This is a genomic window from Streptosporangium sp. LJ11 (assembly GCF_051918945.1).
Taxonomy (GTDB): domain Bacteria; phylum Actinomycetota; class Actinomycetes; order Streptosporangiales; family Streptosporangiaceae; genus Streptosporangium.
Genome location: NZ_JBPXMB010000013.1, coordinates 231,997 through 252,554, shown reverse-complemented (window position 1 = coordinate 252,554; position 20,558 = coordinate 231,997). Strand labels below are relative to the sequence as shown.

Genomic DNA, 20,558 nt, shown 5'->3' with positions numbered 1-20,558 from the left:
AGTTAAGCTCTTCAGCGCCGATGGTACTGCACCGGGGACGGTGTGGGAGAGTAGGTCACCGCCGGACAATCTTTTGAGGGCCTCCACCGTTGGTGGGGGCCCTCAGGCATGTCCGGACCCTTTTTCCGGCCTGTTCCCGGGCTCCTTTTCCGGGACCTGCCGGCGACCCGTTCCGGGGCCTGTTCGGGACCGTTGCGGGGTCTGCTCGGGGTCCTGTGCGACACCTTCCCCACGGGAAAATTCCGAGGCCTCCCGCTTTTCTCTGAGGTTCCTTGATTTCTACGAGGATTGCCCGAGGCGCTTGGTTTCTCGGGATTCCTGGGTTTCCAGGGAGTTCCGGGAGTCCAAGCCTTCTGGCTTCGAGGTTTCAGGTATGCCCAGGAGGGGCCTCCGCCACAGGTAGAGGCCCTTTTCGCGTTGTAAAGGCGTTCTCTGGGCGATTTTCGGTTCTGTCTCAGCCCTCATGGCAAATGCGACGACCGTCGGGTAAGACGGCTCCCTGGTTCTCTCAAGAACCGCTCACAAAGGCTCCGCCGCTGTGTCCATGATCATTTGTGGGTGCCGAGGGAAGGGCGTGTGGACTTTCAGGGGCTTGCTAGGCTGGACAGGCCGGGCCACCCCACCTGCGGGTGGCCTTCGTCGCGCCAGACCACGATAGGGCGGGGCAGCGATAGCGAACGGGGCGCACCCCGCGGCCGGAGACCGCCCGCACAGCGAATCGTCCCATCCGATCGAAGAGACGGGACGCGCTCGCAGAGTGAGCCAACGAATGGACCAGAAGTGAACAGTGACAACGGGCCTGAGGGCGCCGGCCGACGCGAAGAGGGCGAAAACCGCGGATCTGGTGGCCAGGGAGGCCACCGTAGCGATCGCGCAGGTGGTGACAGGGGACGTCCGGGCGACGGTCCCCGATATGGTGAGCGCCGAGAGGGGCGCCCGAGTGGTTCTTACGGCTCTCGTGATCGTGGCGACAGGCCGTCTTACAACCGTGACGACCGTGGTTCCGGCCGCCCTGCGTTCAACCGGGACGACCGTCCGAGTGGCGGACAGAGGCCCTCAGGGCCGCGTGGTGAGGGTCAGCGTCCTTATGGTGACCGCGACCAGTCCCGCGGTGGTTCTTACGGCTCTCGTGACCGTGGGGACCGGCCGTCTTACAACCGTGACGACCGTGGTTCCGGCCGTCCCCCGTCCAACCGTGACGACCGTGGTGAGCGCAGGCCCTTCAATCGGGACGATCGCTCCGGCGGCGGGTATCGCGGTGATCGTCCTTCGTTCAATCGTGACGATCGTGGTTCGGGTCGTCCGCCGTTCAATCGCGATGACCGTCCCGGTGGGGGGCGTCCGCCGTTCAACCGTGATGATCGCGGTGGTGAGCGTCGTTCGTACGGTGACCGTGACCAGTCGCGCGGTCAGTATGGTTCGCGTCCCGACAGTGGTGAGCGCAGGCCGTTCAACCGTGACGATCGTCCCGGTGGGGGGCGTCCGCCGTTCAATCGCGATGACCGTCCCGGTGGTGGCTACCGTGGCGACCGCGGTGATCGTCCTTCGTTCAACCGTGACGATCGTGGTTCGGGTCGTCCGCCGTTCAATCGCGATGACCGTCCCGGTGGGGGGCGTCCGCCGTTCAACCGTGATGATCGCGGTGGTGAGCGTCGTTCGTACGGTGACCGTGACCAGTCGCGCGGTCAGTATGGTTCGCGTCCCGACAGTGGTGAGCGCAGGCCGTTCAACCGTGACGATCGTCCCGGTGGGGGGCGTCCGCCGTTCAATCGCGATGACCGTCCCGGTGGTGGCTACCGTGGCGACCGCGGTGATCGTCCTTCGTTCAACCGTGACGATCGTGGTTCGGGTCGTCCGCCCTTCAACCGTGACGATCGTCCCGGTGGGGGCGACCGCGGTGACCGTCCCGGTTTCAACCGTGACAGTCGTGGTGGGGATCGTCCGCCGTTCAACCGTGACGATCGTGGTTCGGGTCGTCCTCCCTTCAATCGTGATGATCGCGGTGATCGTCCCTCGTTCAACCGTGATGATCGCGGTGGTGAGCGTCGTTCGTACGGTGACCGTGACCAGACCCGTAGTCGTTATGGTTCGCGTCCCGACAGTGGTGAGCGCAGGCCGTTCAACCGGGACGATCGTCCCGGTGGGGGGCGTCCGCCGTTCAATCGCGATGACCGTCCCGGTGGTGGCTACCGTGGCGACCGTCCCGGTTTCAACCGTGACGATCGTGGTGGTGACCGTCCGGCGTTCAATCGCGATGACCGTGGTGAGCGCAGGCCGTTCAACCGGGACGACCGTCCCGGTGGAGGGCGTCCCTTCGGGAACCGTGACCGCGACGGTGAGGGGTCCCGCACCCGCTACGGCCGTGATGACCGGCCGGGTGGCCGCGACGAGGCTCCCAGCGGCCAGCGCGAGGAGTTGCCGGAGCTCGCCCCGGACATCACCGCGGAGGAGCTCGACAAGGAGATCCGCGAGGAACTACGTTCCCTTCCCCTCGACCTCGCGGAGCTGATCTCCCGCCACCTGGTGGCGGCCGAGAGGGCTCTCGGCGAGGACGACGCGGAGCGGGCGTACGAGCACACGAAGGTCGCGCGTCGCTTCGCGGCCAGGATCGGGGTGATCCGCGAGGCCGTCGGCATCGCGGCCTACCGCGCAGGCCACTTCTCCGAGGCGCTCAGCGATCTGCGCGCGGCTCGCCGGATGACGGGTTCCGACTCGTTCCTGCCGATCATGGCGGACTGCGAGCGCGGCCTTGGCCGTCCCGAGCGCGCCCTTGATCTGGTCCGTTCCAAGGAGGCCGAGCGGCTCGACCGCGTCGGCAAGATCGAACTCGCCATCGTGGAGTCCGGTGCCCGGAGGGATCTCGGCCAGAACGACGCCGCGGTCATCACCCTCCAGCGCCTTCCTGAGCTGCGTGACACCCGTCCCCAGCCCTGGTCGGCCCGCCTCGCCTTCGCCTACGCCGACGCGCTGTCGGTGGCCGGTCACGAAGGGCCCGCCACCGAGTGGTTCGGCCGGGCGATGGCCTTCGACGAGGACGGCGAGACCGACGCGGCCGAGCGTTACGCGGAGCTGACGGGCGCTGTCATCGAGGATTTGGAGGAGGACGACGACGAGGACGGGGAAGTCATCGACGATGACACCCGCCCTCGGGGTGATGCCGATGCCGAGATCGATGACGAGATCGACACCGGTGACGGCGATGTCGATGATGACATCCATGTCGACGACGACGCCGACATCGACGACGTCGCGGCTCTGGACGCGGAGATCGAGGACGAAGACGATCTCTTTGACGACGAGTTCGGCGCGAACCGGCCCGTCGCCGGTGATGCTCCTGACAACGGCTCTTCCGACGAAGAGGACTCACCCGAGAACGTCTCCTCCAAGACCGGCTCTTCCAGGAACGAGACGGTCGATGCCGAGCGGAAGGTTGAGGAGAAGCCCGGCAAGGTGGAGCGCGCCGTCGGCCCGGCCTTCATCGAGCCTGACTTCGGCGACATTCTCAGCGACGCCCCCGATGTCGACTCCGACGGAGACGACGATCTGGACGAGGATCGGGGCGGGGACGAGCAGGGCCGGGATCGTCAGGGCAAGTCCGAGAAGAAGTAGTTCCCGGGGACCTTCACCGCATTCCGGGTGGGCGAGCTGTGCACCCGGAATGCGGAAGGCGCCTCCAGGGTGATCCTGGACCTTACGGGACATCTTCTTACGGCTGGACCCGGTCCAGCCAGTGCAGGATGCCGGCCACGTTGGACGGGGCACCGCTCAGCAGTTCGAACTGCTCGGCGGTCGCCTCGTCCGCTTTCAGGGCCGCGTAGCGGTCGCGAGTGCGCTCCCTGACCATGGCGACAGCGTGATCCAGATCCATGCCCTCCGTGTGAGCCTGACGGGTCAGATCGACCCAGACGCGAAGCTCCTCGGCGGAGCGTCCCAGGATCTCCTCCACATCCGCGACCGGTCCGTAGTGACTGAAGAGCAGCCTCTGCGGACCCAGCGCCCTGAACAGGGCGATCGAGTCCAGCGCGGTACGCAGGTCGAAGTCCGGCGGGGGCGTGGCGGGGCGCAGGTCACCCGTCTCAGGAAGGTAGACCCCGGCCGCGTCGCCGACGTAGAGGTCTCCGGTGCCGGAATCGATGAGTCCCACATGGTGTCTGGCGTGGCCCGGTGAGTAATGGCTGTTCAGAGTACGTCCGTTGCCGAGGTCGATCGTGTCGGTGTCGCCGAGGGCGCGAATCCGTGAGGCCTCCGTGGGGGAGAGTTCGCCGAACAGGGTGTCCAGTTTGTCGCCCCAAACCATTCGCGCGCTGGCCATCAGCCTGGACGGATCGGCGAGATGCCGGGCACCCTTCTCGTGAACCACGATCTCCGCATCCGGGTAGAAACCAGCGATGTCGCCGACCCCGCCCGCGTGGTCCAGGTGGATGTGCGTGACAACGACCGTGGCGAGATCTCCTGGGCCGACGCCCAATGAGGTAAGGGCGTCGCGTACCACGGGAGCGGAGGTGGAGGTGCCGGTCTCCACCAGGCAGGGACGGTCTCCGAGGATCAGGTATCCGGCCGTGATGCTGGAGTATCCGGCCATCCTCGTGTCGATCTCATAGACGTCCCCACCGAGGGCGGTGATGTTTTCCACGGGCCACCTCATAACTGGAACCGGCGTCCACAGAACAGTATTCGGCCATTTCGGCGCAGCTCAACATCGTAGAGAGTCCTTCTCGACCGGCAGGATCGAGGAGGATCACATGGATCGTAACGAGGTCATTCTCGTGGGCCGCCTACCTGAGGCGGCCCACATCAGGTCGTTGCAGAGCGGGAGCAGGCTCTGCACCTGGCGCCTGATCGTCCGGCGGCAGCACCGCGGGAGTGGAGCCCGGGTCGACACCATTCCGTGCGCGTCGTTCGAGCTCGAGGTGATCGAGGCCGTGGCCGGTTGGCTGCCCGATGACATCGTCGAGGTGACGGGTTCGCTGCGCCGCCGCTGGTGGGGAAGTGAGGGGGCCAAATCGTCCGGGTACGAGGTCGAGGTGCGTTCGGTGAGGCGTCTCGAGCGCAAGGTCACCATGATCCTGACCGGCGACGAGGAAGTTCCGGCGCCCGCCCCGCCTCGGTCGGTGCGCTCACTTGTGCACGCGGGGCAGGGGGATACCGGGCAGGGCGTGGGACCGCGGCTCACCTCGGTCAAGCCTGACCTCACCTCATCCAGGCCGAGTCTCGCTCCGGCCGGACCGGATGTCACCGCGGTCGGAGGAGCGGATCCCACCCCGGGCGGACCGGATCTCATCGGGCTGGATTCGGTCCCGGTCGGGCCGGGTCTCGTTCCGGTCGGGCGGGATTCGGCTCCGGTCGGGCCGGATCTCATCTCGGTTGAGCGGGATCTCGCCTCGGCCGGGCCTGACCACCTCACCTTGGTCCGACCGGACCTCGCTCCGGAACCGAAACCGGAACCGGGAGCCGTGGAGGCGTCGATGCCGGGCCGCCCGCAGGTGCCTCGCCCCGTGACGCGCGCGGGCGCGGTCTCCGGAGCGGGCAAGTGAGCGATGTCCTTCTTCCTGCGCGTCCAGCACCCCGGGATCCCGGATTCTCTCAGAGAACCTGGCTTCCTCTCAGGCTCGGTCTCCTTGAACTCTCAGGAGCCGGGCTTCTCGAAGGGCGGGTTGCTCGGGGGCGGTGTCCCCGCCGGGGTGAGCAGGCGCAGGACCAGACCGGTCCTGGGCTTCGGGCCGAAGGAGGTGGATTTGCGAGGCACCCGCTCTCCCTGAGCTGCGACCGCGAGCACATCGTCGACGGCAAGCGGGCGCAACAGCACCGCGGTCCCTCCGGAGGCCCGTGCGAGCCGTACGGCGGCCTCAGGGTCGTGGTGGACGATGCGCACCGACGACTCGTCGTCCCGCATCCCCCAGACCTTCGGCAGGAGAAACTCCGCGAGGATGGAGGTGTTCAGCGCCCGCCACCCGGTCGAGCGCTCGGCCGGCATGGCGTGTTCGAGCTGAGCGGGGTCAGGGTCGGTGAGAAGGTGGGTGAACTCGCCGGAGGACAGCAGATAGGCCGGTCCGCTGGTCTCGTCCAACGCGGCCAGGCCTTCGGTCAGGTCCGCGTACTCCTGCACCCGCCACGAACCCTTGGCCTTGGCCAGCGCCTCTTCAAGTGGCAGTTCGGGGATGACCCGGTGGATGGCCTTCAGATCCGGCGGATAGGCGCTGGAGTCCACCAGGAGCGCAAGACCGAAGTCCCACGGTTCGGGCTCCACGGAACTCGGCGGCGTCACCGATTTCACGGTTTCCGCCCGCTCCCCGGTCGTCCCCGCCGTGCCGGCAGTATCGGCAGTGCCGGCAGTGACCGTCGCACCACGCGTGATGGCGGCACGGTGTTCCCGCTGGAGTGCGAGGTAGGTGGCGTAACGATGGTGCCCGTCGGCGATGAGGGCTTGGCGGGGGCGGAGGTCGGCGTCGATGAAGGCGAGTTCCTCACTGTCGGTGACGGCCCACAGCCGGTGCCTGACCTCGTCTTCGGTCCTCGCCTCCGCCAGCGGAGGCCGGGACGCGGCGACATGGTCGACGAGGCGGGTGGTGGCGCCGCCCGCGCCGTCGTAGAGCAGGAAGATGGGCTCGAGGTTGGCTTCCGTGGTGCTCATCAGTGCCAGCCGGTCGGCGACCGGTCCCGGCATCACGTCCTCGTGAGGCAGGACGATGTGCAGCTCCGGACCGGCCAGGCCCACGTCGCCGATGATTCCGCGCTGCAGGACCCCGGGACCCGACTGCTCATAGACGTAGACCGCGGGCGTCTCGTCGGCGGCCAGCACCCCTGAGGAGAGCCATTGGTGAAGCGTCTCTCGCGCCTCGACGTATCTGTGCTGGTCGGTGCCGGGAAGGATCAAACGCACCACGTTGTTGGGATGGGTGTCGAGCAGCTTTCGCACGCCGGCCTCGTCGATGAGGTCGTAAGGCGGTGAGGTGACCCCGGCCAGATCGTTGACCGTGAACCGTACGCCGCGAAACGGGCGTAGCACCAGCCCGCCGGGTATCGGCAGTTCAGGATTCGCCATAGAGGGCATGCTGCCATAAAGGCCTGAAACGGCCGGGGGCCGCTTCGAGTCCGTGGTGCCCGGTCCGTCAGGGAATCGGCCAGATCTGTCGTCTGTCGATGAAGGAGGCCTCACATAATGGTCCAAGGACGTGGCGGTCCGTCTGATTCCCCCAACCCCGAGACGGGCGCTCCGGTCGGGGACGTCTACGAATGGTTTCAACGAGGGATGAGGCTGCTGGCCGAGGGCAGTCCGGCGGCGGCGGCCGCGCTGCTGGAACGGGCGGCCGACGCGGAGCCGGAGTCACGGAGCATCCGGGAGGCCCTCGCCAGAGCACAGTTCAACTCCCGGCAGTACGCCGATGCCGTCGACAGTTTTCGCTGGATCATCGATGCCAATCCGGCTGAGGACTATGCGTATTTCGGGCTCGGACTCGCTCTCTGGCGTACCGGTGACATGGAAGGGGCTCAGGAGCCGCTGGCCATCGCCGTCGCGATGCGCCCCGACCTGCGGCACTACGTTTCCGCGCTGAAAAGCGTTCGCGCCACGTTGCGCGCCCGCAGGATGTGATCCATGCGAGTACACCGCCGTGATCCCGCGTGCGCAGGATGTGATCCATGCGAGTACACCGCTGTTGTGCGCCGAACGTGATCCGTGCGGGCTTGCCGGTGTAGCGGCGGGTGTTCGCCGAATGTGATCAATGTGGCCCATGCGAGAGCGCCGGTGTGGCCACGGGTGTCCGTCGCAGGTGAATCCATACCGGCCTGCCGGTGCGGCCCGCGGATGCTCGCCGGATGTGATGCGGATGGGTTCGCCGGATGTGATCCGGACCGCTCCGTCGCATGGACCCGTGCGGGTGGTGGAACGCGGGTGATGAAATGGGCCAGTGGACACGAATACGCTGATCGACCCGTACGACACTCTTCTCCTTGATCTCGACGGGGTGGTGTACCTCGGGCGCGACGCCGTACCGGCGGCTCCCGAGGCCCTGAGCCGGGCGGCGGAACGTGGTGTGCGCCTCGCCTACGTCACCAACAACGCCTCGCGCACCCCCGCCGCCATCGCCCAGCACCTGCGTGCGCTGGGCGCTCCGGCGGCCGCCGAGGATGTCGTGACCTCCGCCCAGGCCGCCGCGCGGCTCGTGGCCGAGCGGGTCGAACCGGGCGCCGCGGTGCTGGTCGTCGGCGGGATGGGCCTGCGCTCCGCACTGCGCGCCCACGGACTGCGTCCGGTCAGCACCGCGCTGGACGCCCCGGCCGCGGTCGTCCAGGGCATCGCTCCCGATCTGTCCTACGGCCTGCTGGCCGAGGGAACGCTCGCCGTGAGAGAGGGAGCCCTCTTCGTCGCCGCCAACGCCGACTCGACCATGCCGACCGGCAGGGGCGAGCTTCCCGGCAACGGCGCGATGATCAGGGTCATCGCCACGGCGACCGGGGTGGAGCCGATCGTCGCGGGAAAGCCCGAGCCGCCCCTGCACCGGGAGTCGATGCTCCGTACCGGATCGCGGCGGCCCCTGGTGGTCGGTGACCGGCTCGACACCGACATCGAGGGGGCGAACAACGCCGGGGTGGACAGCCTGTTGGTCCTGACCGGGGTGGCGAGCCCGCTCGACGTGCTGACCGCCGTTCCACGGCACCGGCCCACCTACATCGCCGGTGATCTGTCCGACCTGCACAGGCCCTACCCCGAGGTGCGGCGGATCGGGAACGGGTGGACCTGCGAGGGGTGGACGGCCCGCTGGGAGGAGGGCGCGCTGACCCTCGAGGGCGGAGGTGAGCCGCTCGACGGGCTCCGCGCCGCATCCGCCGCCACCTGGGAGGCGGTGGGCGAGGGCCGGGCGGACGAGGACGTGGTGAAGGCGGCGCTCGACGTCGTGCTCTCGCGGCCCACCCCGCGCTCCGGCTGAGACGGCCGCCTCACCAACGCCCGCGCGGGCAGCGTCGCACGCACCTGGCCGCCCACTCCGCACTCCGGCTGAGGTGGCCGCCCCAGCTCTCTGACCCCTCTCGTCTGGGATCCACGCGGATCTCGCCTGGGATCCACATGGATCCCAGGCGATGTCGCGACGATGACCGGAAGGCCGTGGCCGGACCGGCCGCCGTCGGCCTCGGTGGCTCTCCTCTCGCGTGATCCCCCCGAGTCTCCCGCGTGATCCCGCCCGAGGGCGGGATCCTCAAAGGAGTTTGCGCAGGCGAAGGAGGTCGCTGAAGCTGGCGTCGACCTTGACCCGCCCGCTGAAGACGGCCCGCCCCATGTCGAGCTCCCCGTTGACCAGGGAGATGAGATCGTCGCTGCCGATGGTCAGTTTCACGTCGACCTGCCTGCCGTCGTTCGCGGGCAGATCCTCGAAGGGGCCCAGGCCGCCATGGTGGATGCGGCCGTAGAAGGTGACGCCGAGATCCTTGACATGGCAGCTGATGCTGCGCTCGACCACGTGCTTGGCGCGGCTTTCCTGGTCAACCTCGTCGAACTGCTCGCCGAGTTTGCGCAGTGCCACCCGGCACTCGTCGACGGTCGCCATCGCGTGGCGCTCCCTTCTCTCCCTGACCGATCCGAATCCTTTTCAGGTACGGACGGTAGCGTTCCACATGGGTACGGCATGCAATCCGGCGCGGGGGTGCCGGAGAAAGAGGCTTCTGCCATGGTGTCGAACGTCACGCGGGTACGCGTTGGCGGTCGCCGACCTTAATGGGATGACAACGAGCGAGCCCCTTGCGATAGTTCACGGTTTACCCATTTTTGGAGAACCCCTTCCCTCCTGGTCCACGCTGGGCGGGGCGACGTCGGAGCGCTCTGCGCGGGACCGGCCCGATCAGGAGGGAAGCGCCGGCGTCCAGGTTCCCCGGGTGGCGCGGGAAACCCCGACACGGAGGCGGGGAGGCAGCGAGCGCGGGCACGGTGAAGCCGGAAAGGGGGAGAAAGCCCGCCGGGGCGACGAGGGGCGCGGGTTCCGATACGGTCGGGGAATCCACGGGCGCGAGGCCGGCGAGCGTCGTGCTCGTGCGGTGGCGGCCGTGTTCGTACGGAGGAAGGGCCGCGGAGGCGGCTACGAGGGCCGAGGCGGCCAGGAGCGGTGCCGGAGGGGGCGCATGACGGACCTGCTGGAAGAGACGGGCGAGACGGGCGAGACGGGTGACGAGCGGGTGGAGGCCGCGCTGGGCGGGCTCACCCGTCTCGGTGCCCTGCCCGTCTCGGCGCACGCGGACGTCTTCGAGGAGGTGTTCACCGGACTGGAGCAGGCGCTCGCCGCGGTGAACGACGTCTCAGGACGGGAGCTCGCCGCGGTCGGCGACATCCCGGGGCGGATGATCACCCCGGCGCACGGCGTCTCGGGGCGGGGGCCGATCCTGGCGAGCGCTGTTTCGGGAGTGGACGGCCTTTCGGGACAGGGACCGGCCCCGGCGCACGGTGTCTCCGGGCAGGGGACGGCCTCGGCGGACGGCACCCCGGACCGGCGCCCGTGAGCCGGCGTACACGCCTCGACAGCGAGCTCGTCCGCCGGAAGCTGGCGCGGTCCCGGGAACAGGCGGCCCAGCTCATCGAGACCGGCCGGGTCAGCGTCGGCGGCCAGGTCGCGGCCAAGCCCGCGACCCAGGTCGACACGGCCTCGGCGATCGTGGTCGCGGAGGCGGTGGAGGGACCCGACTACGTCTCGCGGGGCGCGCACAAGCTCCTCGGCGCGCTGGAGGCCTTCGGCCCCCTCGGCCTCACCGTCGAAGGACGTCGTTGCCTGGACGCGGGTGCCTCGACCGGAGGCTTCACCGACGTGCTGCTACGCGCCGGAGCGGCCCACGTGCTGGCCGTCGACGTCGGGTACGGCCAGCTCGCCTGGTCGCTGCGGACCGACGACAGGGTCACGGTCATGGAGCGGGTCAACGTCAGGGACCTGAAACCCGACATGGTCGGCGAGGCTCCCACGCTGATCGTCGGTGATCTCTCTTTCATCTCCCTGCGTCTGGTGCTGCCTGCCCTGGCCCTGTGCGCCGCCGGGCGGGCCGATTTCGCGATGCTGGTCAAACCCCAGTTCGAGGTCGGCAGGGAGCGGGTCGGCGCGGGCGGGGTCGTCCGCGACCCGGGACTTCGCGCCGGGGCCGTACGGGATGTGGCCGAAGCCGCGCGAACCCTCGGCCTGAGCGTGCGAGGGGTCACCGCGAGCCCGCTGCCGGGTCCGTCCGGCAACGTCGAGTACGTCATCTGGCTGGGCAAGGGAGAGGGCGCCCCGCCGGTCCCCGACCTTGACGCGGAGATCGAGCGGGCGGTGGCCGAAGGCCCCCGATAGGTCGTTCTCGGCCCTGGGCTCAGGCTTCCGGGCTCCACGCCTCCCGGGTCTCCCTGCCTTACAGGCTTCCGGCTACCTGGACGCCGTCGGCGCCTGGGCGACCCGGGAGAGTGAAGACGTGACATCCTCCTCACCGTCCCCGGAGTCCCTCCCCGGAATTCACTCCCCGGACGGAGGGGATTCCCGCGATCATTCATGAGAGTTCCCGATTCACCGCCGGTCGCCCGCCAGGAGAAATTCCTTGAGGTCCTACCCCAGCTCCACAGGCGTCTCACCTCTTCGCAGGTCCGGCGGGGGCACCGCCGGGCACACTCGTAGTGGCCCGGTCATCGCCGGGCACGGTACCGAAACGTGCGGCGCCACGCCGCGTCTCCTCTCCCACCTCGGGTCCCGCCTCGGGGCGAGGGTCTCCACGTTCAAGGAGAATCGATGACTGCCAAGCGCACCGTGCTGGTCACCGCGCACACCGGGCGGGCGGCGGCCGTCGACAGCGCCCGGATGGTGATCCAGCGGTTCGTGGACGCCGGGTTGATCGTGCGCGTTCTCAGTGCCGAGGCCGACGAGCTCGCCTGCGCGGGGGCCGACGTGGTGCCCGCCGGTTCGGCGGCGGTCGACGCCGCCGAGATGATGATCGTGCTCGGCGGGGACGGCAGCCTCCTGAGGGCCGCCGAGCTCGCCCGGCCGGCGGGAGTGCCGCTGCTGGGGGTCAACCTCGGCCACGTGGGCTTCCTGGCCGAGGCCGAGGTGGAGGACCTGGCGGACGCGGTCGACAGCGTGGTGGACGGCCGTTACGACGTCGAGGAGCGGATGACCATCGAGGTCACCGCCCGCCTCAACGGCAAGCTGCTGGCCGACAGCTGGGCGCTGAACGAGGCCACGGTCGAGAAGAGCGAGCGGATGCTCGAGGTGGTCGCCGAGATCGACGGGCGCCCGCTGTCGCGCTGGGGGTGCGACGGGGTGATCTGCGCCACGCCGACCGGTTCGACCGCGTACGCCTTCTCCGCCGGAGGCCCGGTCGTGTGGCCCGAGGTGGAGGCTCTGCTGCTGGTGCCCATCAGCGCCCACGCCCTGTTCGCCCGCGCTCTGGTGGTCTCGCCCCGCTCCAAGCTGGCGCTGGAGATCCAGCCGGAGACGGCGGGAGCGGTGCTGTGGTGCGACGGCCGCCGCAGGTTCGACCTGCCCGCCGGGGCGAGGGTGGAGCTCAGGCGGGCCGCGCTGCCGGTACGGCTGGCGCGGCTGCACGGTCTGGAGGACACCGGGGCGCCGTTCACCGACAGGCTGGTCGCCAAGTTCGATCTCCCTGTACAGGGGTGGCGTGGCCGTGTGAGGCCCTAGTTCGTCCGGGCGGGCGACGCCTCAAGCGCGTAGGATCGTGCCCGCGCACCGCACTGATGTTCGGTGAATTCGATGTGACGGGAGGGACCAGTGCGACCTAGAGTCGAGGAGGTCCGCATCCAGGGGCTCGGCGTGATCGACGAGGCCGTCCTGGTGCTAGCGCCGGGATTCACCGTGGTCACGGGCGAGACGGGCGCGGGTAAGACCATGGTGGTGACCGGCCTGGGACTGCTGTTCGGCGGCCGTGCCGACCCCGCCCGGGTCCGCCCCGGCTCCGGCAAGACCACCATCGAGGGCACGCTGGTCGTCGACCCGGCGGGACGGGTCGCCCAGCAGGTGCAGGACGTGGGCGGCGTGGTCGAGGACGGCGAGCTGATCATCTCGCGGACGGTCTCCGTCGAGGGGCGCAGCCGCGCCTGGCTGGGCGGGCGCACCGTCCCCGTCGGCACCCTCACCTACCTGGCCGAGGACCTGGTGGCCGTGCACGGCCAGATGGACCAGCAGCGGCTGTTGCAGCCGGGCCGTCAGCGGGCCGCCCTCGACCGCTACGCCGGCGAGGAGCTGGTCAAGCCGCTGCGCGCCTACGAGCAGGCCTACAAACGGCACAAGAAGATCGCGGAGCAGCTGGACGAGCTGACCACCAGGGCCAGGGAGCGCGCCCAGGAGGCCGACCAGCTCAGGTTCGGGCTCGGCGAGATCGAGAAGGCCGACCCCAAGCCCGGCGAGGAGATCGAGCTGCGCGAGGAGGAGGAGCGGCTCTCCCACGCCGACTCCCTCAGGGGCGCCGCGGAGACGGCGCACCGGGCGCTGCTCGGTGACCCGCTGTCCGGCGAGCAGGCCATGCCGGACGCCATCGCGCTGGTCGGCGAGGCCCGCGCGGCCGTCGAGGCGGTGCGCGACTTCGACCCCGCGCTCGCCGGGATCGCCGACCGGCTCGCGGAGGCGGGCTATCTGATCTCCGACGTCGCCACCGAGCTGGCCGCGTACTTCGAGTCGGTCGACGCCGACCCGGGCAGGCTCGCGGTCGTGCAGGAGCGGCGGGCCGTGCTCATCCACGTCATCCGCAGGTACGGCCAGGACACCGCGGAGGTGCTCGCCTGGGCGGCGCGGGCCGCGGCCCGGGTGGCGGAGCTCGACGGCGACGACGATCGCATCGGCGAGCTCACCCGCGAGCACGAGGAGCTCACCGAGCGCCTCACCGAGCTGGCCGCCGAGCTGACCCGGATCAGGACGGCGGCCGCGGAGCGGTTCGGGCGGGCCGTGACCGAGGAGCTCACCGCGCTGGCCATGCCGCACGCCAGGGTGGTGGTCACCATCGCCGCCGCCCCCGAGTTCGGCCCGCAGGGCGTCGACGAGGTCGAGCTGCGCATGGCGCCGCACCCGGCCTCGCCGCTCCTGCCGCTGAACAAGGGCGCCTCCGGCGGCGAGCTGAGCCGGGTGATGCTCGCCATCGAGGTGGTGTTCGCCGGTGCCGACCCGGTCCCGACGTTCGTCTTCGACGAGGTCGACGCGGGCGTGGGCGGCAAGGCCGCGGTGGAGATCGGCCGCAGGCTGGCGCGGCTGGCCCGCACCTCCCAGGTGATCGTCGTCACCCACCTCCCGCAGGTCGCGGCCTTCGCCGACCAGCATCTCGTCGTGGAGAAGGCCGATGACGGGAGCGTGGTGCGCAGCGGCGTGATCGCCCTCGACCAGGACGGCCGGGCGCGCGAGCTCTCCCGCATGCTCGCCGGGCTCGAGGACTCCGAGCTGGGCCGCGCGCACGCCGAGGAGCTGCTGTCGATCGCCGCCGCCGACAAGGCGTGACCGGACAGCTGAAACGGGCCGAATAGGCCGGATAAAGAAGTGATGGAGCGCGTGATGGGTTGAAGGAGTAATTCGTATGGTCCGGGGGAGTAGGTGCCGGGGATTTCGGGTGACGGATCTGACACGCTGCCGGCTGTTTGGCTCTCCCGGTCGTTCCCTCTGGCAGGATGGTCATGATGAAGGTGCCGATTGACGGGCTGAAAAACGGGCTCACCGGGTACCTCCGCCGCAGGAAGGTCACCGACCTTCCCGGGGTGACGGCAGTGGCGAGAATCGATCGGCGGACCAAGAGGCTGACCAAGCGCCTCAGGGCCGGGGAAATCGCGATTATCGATCACGTTGACGTTGACCGGGTGAGCGCGGAGGCGCTTGTCGCGTGCGGCGCGGCAGGTGTCGTCGACGTCGCCTCCGGCATCAGCGGCCGCTATCCCAACCTGGGCCCGCAGATCATCGTCGACGCCGGGGTGCCGTTCGTCGACAACGCCACACCCGAGCTGTTCGAGCGGATCAAGGACGGCGACCTGGTCAGGCTGCACGAGGGCGTCATCTACCTCGACGACGAGGCGGTCGGCAAGGGCGACGTGCAGACGGCCGAGTCCGTCCAGGCCGCGATGAGCGAGGCGCGGGCCGGGCTGACGGTGCAGATCGAGGCGTTCGCGGCCAACACCATGGAGTACGTCCGCCGCGAGCGCGACCTCCTCATCGACGGGATCGGCGTTCCCGACGTCCGGACCGTCATGGAGGGCAGGCACGTCCTCATCGTGGTGCGCGGTTATCACTACAAGGAGGACATCGCCGCCCTCCGCCCCTACATCCGCGAGTACCGCCCGGTCATGATCGGGGTGGACGGCGGCGCGGACGCGCTGCTGGAGGCCGGATACCTACCCGACATCATCGTCGGAGACTTCGACTCGGTCTCCACCAAGGCGCTCACCACCGGCGCCGAGCTGGTCGTGCACGCCTACCGCGACGGCAGGGCGCCGGGACTGGAGCGGGTCCAGCAGCTGGGCCGCACCGCGGTGCTCTTCCCGGCGATCGGCACCAGCGAGGACATCGCGATGCTGCTCGCCGACGACAAGGGCGCCGACCTCATCGTCGCCGTCGGCACCCACGCGACCCTGGTGGAGTTCCTCGACAAGGGCCGCTCCGGCATGGCCAGCACCTTCCTCACCCGCCTGCGGGTGGGCAGCAAGCTCATCGACGCGAAAGGCGTCAGCCGGCTCTACCGCAGCCGGATCTCCACACCGTCCCTGCTCCTGCTCGTCGCCACCACGCTGATCACCATGGGGGTGGCGATCGTCGTCTCCCCGGTGGGCAAGATCTGGCTGGACAGCATGCGCGACGTCTGGAGCGGCTTCATCTTCTGGCTGGTCGGACTCTTCTCGTGATCGATTTCCGCTATCACCTCGTCTCCATCGTTGCGATCTTCCTCGCGCTGTCGGTGGGCATCGTGCTGGGCACCACCCTGCTCGAAGACCCCGTCATCAAGGCGAGCGAGCTGGCCGTCAACCAGTTCCGCGAGGGCAACAACGAGCTCCGCGACCAGGTCGAGGCCCTGCAGAAGCGCGAGGCCGCCAACGACGCGTTCGTGGCCGCCGACACCCCCCGGCTGGTCGGGGACGCGCTCGCCGGCGAGAGCGTGGTGATCGTCGAGGCCCCGGGCAGCACGGCGAGCGTGCGCGAGGGGGCGCAGCAGGTGATCGAGGAGGCGGGGGCGACCGTGACCGGCCGGATCACCCTCGCCGAGCGATACACCGATCCCGCCCAAGCGGGCTTCCTCGACAAGCTGGCCGTCGGCGCCAAGGCCCCCGAGACCGTCTTCTCCGTCGAGGACACGGCGTACGACAAGGCGGCCGAGGTGCTCGCCGGCGCGATCCTGACCAGTGACTCCAGCCAGGTGGGCAAGGAGCACCCTGCCGGAGCCGGCATCCTCGACGCCTTCCAGCGCGGCGGACTGCTCACCGTCACCGGCGAACCCGCCAAGCGCGCCGAGGTGGCCCTGGTGATCGCCCCGGCGGAGGCGTACACCGGGGAGACCGCGGGCGAGCAGGCGAGCGCGCTCGTGACGCTGGCGGTCGGCCTGGACGACGCGGGCCAGGGCACCGTGCTGGCCGGTACGCAGACCTCGGTCGCGACCGGCGGGGTCATCGCCGCGCTCCGCGAGGACGCGGCCCTCACCGAGAAGGTCTCCAGCGTCGACACGGCCGATATGCCCGCGGGACGGGTCGTGGTGGTCTACGCTCTCCGAGAGCAACTCACCGGGCTGGCCGGCCAGTACGGCATCGGCCCCGGCGTCTCCGGCATCGAGCCCAGCGCGACGCCGACCCCCACGGCCGTCCCCACGGCCACCACCGGAGGATGACCCGATGGCTCGTCGCGCTTTCCCCCGCGCCCTCGCGGGTGCCCTCGCCGGCGCGTTCCTCGGCGCGGTCGCCGCGCGTGCCGCGTACGCCGCCTTCACCCGCAGGCCCCCGGTCGGCGACGCGGAGACCTGGGCCCGGACGAACCACCGGGGCGAGCCGATCACCCTGCTGGAGGGCCCGGCGTTCGTCGCCGGTGCCGGGGCCGCCGCGGCCGTGATCCCCGGGCTGCCCGCCGGGATCCGGGTGGCGGCGCTGCTGGCGGTGGCGGGCGGCGGCGGCCTCGGAGCCTACGACGACCTGTACGGCGCGACCTCGTCCAAGGGGTTCAAGGGGCATCTGAGCGCCCTGGCCAAGGGCGAGGTCACCAGCGGGGCCGTGAAGATCCTCGGCATCGGCGCGACCGGCCTGGCCGCCGCCGCCGTCACCTCCCGCGGCCCCTTCGATGTCATCGTCAACGGCGGGCTGATCGCCGGGAGCGCCAACCTGGTCAACCTCTTCGACCTGCGGCCAGGCCGCGCCGTCAAGGTGGGCCTGCTCGCGGGGGCGCCCCTGCTCGCCGCGGGGCTGCTCAAGGACGACCCGGTCCCGGCCACCCTGGTCGCGCTCCCCATGGGAGCCGCCGCTGCGCTGCTGCCCGAGGACCTCGGCGAGCGGGCGATGCTCGGCGACGCGGGAGCCAACGCGCTGGGCGCTCTCCTCGGCCTGGCCGCCGCCGTCACCCTGGGCCGGCCCGGACGGCTGGCCGTGCTCGGCACCGTGGTCGCGTTGACCGCGGCCTCGGAGAGGATCAGCTTCACCAAGGTGATCGCAGGCAACTCCCTCCTGCACCGCGTCGACATGCTCGGCCGTCGCCCTGTGGAGCAGGCACCCGCCCCCCGATGAGCACGAGGATCGCGCGGGGGGTCGCGGGAGCGGCACTTCTCATCGGAGTCGTGACCGTCCTGGCCCGGCTCGTCGGGTTCGGCCGCTATCTCGTCCAGTCGCAGAGCGTCGGCAACAGCTGCCTGGGCACCGCCTACAACACCGCCAACTACGTGCCCAACATCGTCTTCGAGCTGGTCGCGGGCGGCGTGCTGGCCGGGATGGTGGTGCCGGTGCTGGCCTCGGCGGCCGCCAGGTCCGATGACGACCCCGAGGCCAGGGCCGAGGTGAGCAGGACCACCTCGGCGCTGCTCACCTGGGCGATGCTCGTCCTGGTGCCGCTGACGCTGCTCATCGTCGCGTTCGCCGGGCCGATCGTCGCGCTGCTCATGGGCGATCCGCACGGATGCGACCCGGCCGGCGTCGTCGAGGCCGGCACCGGCATGCTCGTCGTCTTCGCCCCTCGGATGATCTTCTTCGGGCTGGCCGTGGTGCTGTACGGGGTGCTCCAGGCACACCGGCGGTTCATGGGCCCGGCCCTGGCGCCGCTGGTCTCCAGCCTGCTCATCGTCGCCTCCAACCTGTTGTTCGAGGCGGTCAACGAGGATGCCGCCGAGAACCTGTCGAAGCTCAGCGGCGCCGGGCAGCTGTCGCTCTCCCTCGGCGCGACCGTCGCCGCCGCCGCGATGGTGCTCACCGTCGTCGGCCCGGTCTCCCGGCTCGGGCTCAGGCTGCGGCCCTCGCTGTCGTTCCCGCCCGGCGTCGCGGCCAAGGCGCGAAGGCTCGCCACCGCGGGTCTCGCCGTGCTGGTCGCGCAGCAGATCGCGCTGATCGTCGTCATCCGCCTGGCCAACGGCCTGGGCGGCGAGGGCGCGATCGCCGCCTACACCTACGCCTGGGCGCTGTACCAGCTGCCGTACGCGGTGCTCGTGATGCCCATCGCCACCAGCTCGTTCCCGGTGCTGTCCACCCGGGCGGCCGAGGGGGACACGCCGGGTTTCGACGCCCTGACCGCCTCCACCACCCGGGCCGTGCTCCTGATGACGGGGCTCGCGGCCGGGGTGATGGCGGCGGTCGCCGTACCGGTGTCGAGGGTGTTCCTGGAGGGCACCCCGGGCGGCGTCCCCGCCGAGATGGCGAGGGCCGTCGCGCTGTTCGCGCCGGGCCTGGTCGGGTACGCGCTCATGCTGCACCTGGCCCGCGTCCTGTACGCCTGCGGGCGGGGCCGGTCGGCGGCCCTCGCCTCGGTGACCGGCTGGGCCGTCGCGCTGCTGGCCCAGATCGTGCTCGCCCACACCGCGGAGGATCGGCCCGACGTGGTCGGGCAGCTGGCACTGGGCAGCACCGTCGGCATGACCGTCGGTGGGCTGCTCCTGGCCGTCGCGGTGCTCCGCGGCAGGGGGGCGGCCGCTCTGGCGGGGACGCCGCGCACCCTGCTGGCGACCCTGGCCGGCGGCGTCGCGGCCTGGGGGGCGGGCCTGACCCTGGTCGGCGCCTTCGGCGCGGTGTCCACCTGGGCGTCCGTGGCGGTCGGGCTGGCCGCGGGCGCGGTCGGGGTGGCCGCGTTCGCGGCCGTGGCGGTGATGATCGACAGGAAGGACGCCCAGGCGCTGCTGGCGAGGCTCCGCCGGGGGGCCGTGAGGGAGGGGAGCCGTTCCGATGGCTGACCAGGGTAAGCGCGTGGCACTCGTGCTGGGGACGAGCGCGGGAGGGGTCGGCCGGCACGTGGCCATGCTGGCCGGCGGGCTGGTGCGCGGCGGCCACCGGGTGGTCGTGGCGGGTCCGCCGAGTACGGAGCGCGCCTTCGGCTTCGCCGCCCTCGGCGCGCGCTTCGCGCCCGTGCCGATCTCCGACCGGCCCCGCCCGCTCGACGACCTGCGGGCGGTCCTGGCGCTCCGGGCGCTGCGCGGGGCGCACGCGGTGCACGCCCACGGGCTGCGGGCCGGGGCCCTGGCTGCGATCGCGCTGGCCGGGACCGGGACCGGCCTGGTGGTGACCCTGCACAACGCCGCCACCGCGGGCGGTGCCGTCGGTGCCGTCTACGGTCTCCTGGAACGGATCGTGGCCCGCCGCGCCGACCGGATCCTGGTCGTCTCCCCCGACCTGGGGGAGCGGATGACCCGCCTGGGGGCCGGGCGGGTCGAGACCGCCGTCGTTCCGGCGCCCTCGCTGCCGCCGTCGGGGCGTGAGCCCGGCGACGTACGGCGAGAGCTCGGCACGGGTGATCGGGTGATCTTCCTGACGGTCGCGAGACTCGCCCAGCAGAAGGGGCTGGAGACCCTCCTCGACGTCGCGAAGGCCCTGCGGGGGGCTCGCGGGGACGCGGGGCCCGTCCCGGGCCGGGCGTCCGCCGAACCCGAAGGCGGCCGGGGTCCGGAGGAGCGGGCGCCCGAGGCGGTGTTCCTGGTGGCGGGGGAGGGGCCGCTGCGGGGGGAGCTGCAGGGGCGGATCGACCGGGAGAACCTGCCGGTGCGGCTGCTCGGCGACCGGGCCGACGTGGGGGATCTGCTCGGGGTGGCGAGGGCGCTGGTGGTGCCGAGCCGATGGGAGGGGCAGCCGCTCACCGTGCAGGAGGCCCTGCGGGCGGGCACGGCGGTCATCGCCACCGCGGTGGGGGGCATCCCGGCGATGGTGGGCGAGGCCGGGCTGCTGGTGCCGTACGGGGACATCACCGCGATGCGCGACGCGGTCGCGAGGGTGCTCGCCGACGACGGTCTCGCCGGGGAACTGGCCGGGGCCGCGGCCGGGCGGGGCCGTGGGCTGCCGGGCGAGCCGGAGGCGCTCGCGGCGGTGCTCGCGGTCTACACCGGGCTCTCCTGAGCGGTGGTGACCGGGCTTCCCCGAGCGGTGGTGACCGGGTTTTTCTGAGCGGGCGGTATCGGGCCCTCCCCGGGAC

17 protein-coding genes and 1 rRNA gene are annotated in these 20,558 nt (G+C 70.7%); 15 read left to right on the top strand and 3 right to left on the bottom strand.

Annotated elements, in window-relative coordinates; all coding sequences use genetic code 11:
* The 3 genes from rrf to ACTOQ3_RS20990 form a co-directional block, all read left to right on the top strand.
* Positions 1–67 (top strand): 5S ribosomal RNA (rrf, locus tag ACTOQ3_RS21000); the annotation flags it as partial.
* Positions 68–787: 720 nt separating this feature from the next.
* On the top strand, positions 788–2,509 hold the full coding sequence (locus ACTOQ3_RS20995; protein ID WP_440085035.1) for a hypothetical protein: 1,722 nt from the start codon (positions 788–790) through the stop codon (positions 2,507–2,509).
* Entirely contained in the window at positions 2,416–3,609 is a 1,194-nt protein-coding gene (locus ACTOQ3_RS20990) for a hypothetical protein (protein WP_440085034.1), read from the top strand. Before ACTOQ3_RS20995 ends, ACTOQ3_RS20990 begins: the two co-directional genes overlap by 94 nt.
* A 97-nt stretch (positions 3,610–3,706) precedes the next feature.
* Here ACTOQ3_RS20990 and ACTOQ3_RS20985 read toward each other — a convergent pair whose 3' ends face one another.
* A complete protein-coding gene (locus tag ACTOQ3_RS20985) occupies positions 3,707–4,645 on the bottom strand; it encodes an MBL fold metallo-hydrolase (protein ID WP_440065987.1) in 939 nt (312 codons plus the stop codon).
* A gap of 97 nt (positions 4,646–4,742) precedes the next feature.
* On the opposite strand from ACTOQ3_RS20985, the gene ACTOQ3_RS20980 reads away from it, so the two are divergent.
* Entirely contained in the window at positions 4,743–5,534 is a 792-nt protein-coding gene (locus ACTOQ3_RS20980) for a single-stranded DNA-binding protein (RefSeq protein WP_440085033.1), read from the top strand.
* A 92-nt stretch (positions 5,535–5,626) separates the two neighbouring features.
* On the opposite strand, the gene ACTOQ3_RS20975 is transcribed toward ACTOQ3_RS20980, so the two are convergent.
* Entirely contained in the window at positions 5,627–7,051 is a 1,425-nt protein-coding gene (locus tag ACTOQ3_RS20975; RefSeq protein ID WP_440085032.1) for a DUF1015 family protein, read from the bottom strand.
* Positions 7,052–7,159: 108 nt separating this feature from the next.
* Here ACTOQ3_RS20975 and ACTOQ3_RS20970 point away from each other — a divergent pair, with 108 nt between their 5' ends.
* Both ACTOQ3_RS20970 and ACTOQ3_RS20965 read left to right on the top strand, forming a co-directional pair.
* Positions 7,160–7,591, top strand: coding sequence for a tetratricopeptide repeat protein (locus ACTOQ3_RS20970; protein WP_362698617.1), 432 nt, complete (start codon positions 7,160–7,162; stop codon positions 7,589–7,591).
* A 316-nt stretch (positions 7,592–7,907) separates the two neighbouring features.
* Positions 7,908–8,927, top strand: a complete 1,020-nt coding sequence (locus tag ACTOQ3_RS20965; protein ID WP_440085031.1) for an HAD-IIA family hydrolase — start codon at positions 7,908–7,910, stop codon at positions 8,925–8,927.
* A gap of 267 nt (positions 8,928–9,194) precedes the next feature.
* Here the strand turns inward: ACTOQ3_RS20965 and ACTOQ3_RS20960 are convergent, their stop codons facing one another.
* Positions 9,195–9,542, bottom strand: coding sequence for an SCP2 sterol-binding domain-containing protein (locus ACTOQ3_RS20960; protein WP_440065991.1), 348 nt, complete (start codon positions 9,540–9,542; stop codon positions 9,195–9,197).
* Positions 9,543–10,110: 568 nt separating this feature from the next.
* On the opposite strand from ACTOQ3_RS20960, the gene ACTOQ3_RS20955 reads away from it, so the two are divergent.
* The 9 genes from ACTOQ3_RS20955 to ACTOQ3_RS20915 all read left to right on the top strand — a co-directional run bounded on the left by ACTOQ3_RS20955 (position 10,111) and on the right by ACTOQ3_RS20915 (position 20,482).
* Complete coding sequence (locus ACTOQ3_RS20955) at positions 10,111–10,485, top strand: hypothetical protein (RefSeq protein ID WP_440085030.1); 375 nt, start codon at positions 10,111–10,113, stop codon at positions 10,483–10,485.
* Positions 10,482–11,300 carry a TlyA family RNA methyltransferase gene (locus ACTOQ3_RS20950; protein ID WP_440085029.1) on the top strand — a complete coding sequence of 273 codons (819 nt, stop codon included), beginning with the start codon at positions 10,482–10,484 and terminating at the stop codon, positions 11,298–11,300. The genes ACTOQ3_RS20955 and ACTOQ3_RS20950 overlap by 4 nt, the downstream gene beginning before the upstream one ends.
* Positions 11,301–11,729: 429 nt before the next feature.
* On the top strand, positions 11,730–12,635 hold the full coding sequence (locus ACTOQ3_RS20945) for an NAD kinase (RefSeq protein ID WP_440085028.1): 906 nt from the start codon (positions 11,730–11,732) through the stop codon (positions 12,633–12,635).
* 90 nt (positions 12,636–12,725) lie between these two features.
* Entirely contained in the window at positions 12,726–14,438 is a 1,713-nt protein-coding gene (recN, locus tag ACTOQ3_RS20940) for a DNA repair protein RecN (RefSeq protein WP_440085027.1), read from the top strand.
* 176 nt (positions 14,439–14,614) lie between these two features.
* Entirely contained in the window at positions 14,615–15,826 is a 1,212-nt protein-coding gene (steA, locus tag ACTOQ3_RS20935) for a putative cytokinetic ring protein SteA (RefSeq protein ID WP_440085026.1), read from the top strand.
* On the top strand, positions 15,823–16,800 hold the full coding sequence (locus ACTOQ3_RS20930; RefSeq protein ID WP_440085025.1) for a copper transporter: 978 nt from the start codon (positions 15,823–15,825) through the stop codon (positions 16,798–16,800). Before steA ends, ACTOQ3_RS20930 begins: the two co-directional genes overlap by 4 nt.
* Before the next feature lie 4 nt (positions 16,801–16,804).
* On the top strand, positions 16,805–17,683 hold the full coding sequence (locus ACTOQ3_RS20925) for a hypothetical protein (RefSeq protein ID WP_440085024.1): 879 nt from the start codon (positions 16,805–16,807) through the stop codon (positions 17,681–17,683).
* Positions 17,680–19,329, top strand: coding sequence for a murein biosynthesis integral membrane protein MurJ (murJ, locus tag ACTOQ3_RS20920; RefSeq protein ID WP_440085023.1), 1,650 nt, complete (start codon positions 17,680–17,682; stop codon positions 19,327–19,329). Before ACTOQ3_RS20925 ends, murJ begins: the two co-directional genes overlap by 4 nt.
* A complete protein-coding gene (locus tag ACTOQ3_RS20915) occupies positions 19,322–20,482 on the top strand; it encodes a glycosyltransferase family 4 protein (RefSeq protein ID WP_440085022.1) in 1,161 nt (386 codons plus the stop codon). Before murJ ends, ACTOQ3_RS20915 begins: the two co-directional genes overlap by 8 nt.
* Positions 20,483–20,558: the final 76 nt, after the last annotated feature.

Bases quoted from the DNA above. Each gene is read 5' to 3' on its own strand.
- ACTOQ3_RS20985 (WP_440065987.1), bottom strand. From the start codon at position 4,645: ATGAGGTGGCCCGTGGAAAACATCACCGCCCTCGGTGGGGACGTCTAT.
- ACTOQ3_RS20980 (WP_440085033.1), top strand. From the start codon at position 4,743: ATGGATCGTAACGAGGTCATTCTCGTGGGCCGCCTACCTGAGGCGGCC.
- ACTOQ3_RS20975 (WP_440085032.1), bottom strand. From the start codon at position 7,051: ATGCCCTCTATGGCGAATCCTGAACTGCCGATACCCGGCGGGCTGGTG.
- ACTOQ3_RS20970 (WP_362698617.1), top strand. From the start codon at position 7,160: ATGGTCCAAGGACGTGGCGGTCCGTCTGATTCCCCCAACCCCGAGACG.
- ACTOQ3_RS20960 (WP_440065991.1), bottom strand. From the start codon at position 9,542: ATGGCGACCGTCGACGAGTGCCGGGTGGCACTGCGCAAACTCGGCGAG.
- ACTOQ3_RS20955 (WP_440085030.1), top strand. From the start codon at position 10,111: ATGACGGACCTGCTGGAAGAGACGGGCGAGACGGGCGAGACGGGTGAC.
- ACTOQ3_RS20945 (WP_440085028.1), top strand. From the start codon at position 11,730: ATGACTGCCAAGCGCACCGTGCTGGTCACCGCGCACACCGGGCGGGCG.
- steA (WP_440085026.1), top strand. From the start codon at position 14,615: ATGAAGGTGCCGATTGACGGGCTGAAAAACGGGCTCACCGGGTACCTC.
- ACTOQ3_RS20925 (WP_440085024.1), top strand. From the start codon at position 16,805: ATGGCTCGTCGCGCTTTCCCCCGCGCCCTCGCGGGTGCCCTCGCCGGC.
- murJ (WP_440085023.1), top strand. From the start codon at position 17,680: ATGAGCACGAGGATCGCGCGGGGGGTCGCGGGAGCGGCACTTCTCATC.
- ACTOQ3_RS20915 (WP_440085022.1), top strand. From the start codon at position 19,322: ATGGCTGACCAGGGTAAGCGCGTGGCACTCGTGCTGGGGACGAGCGCG.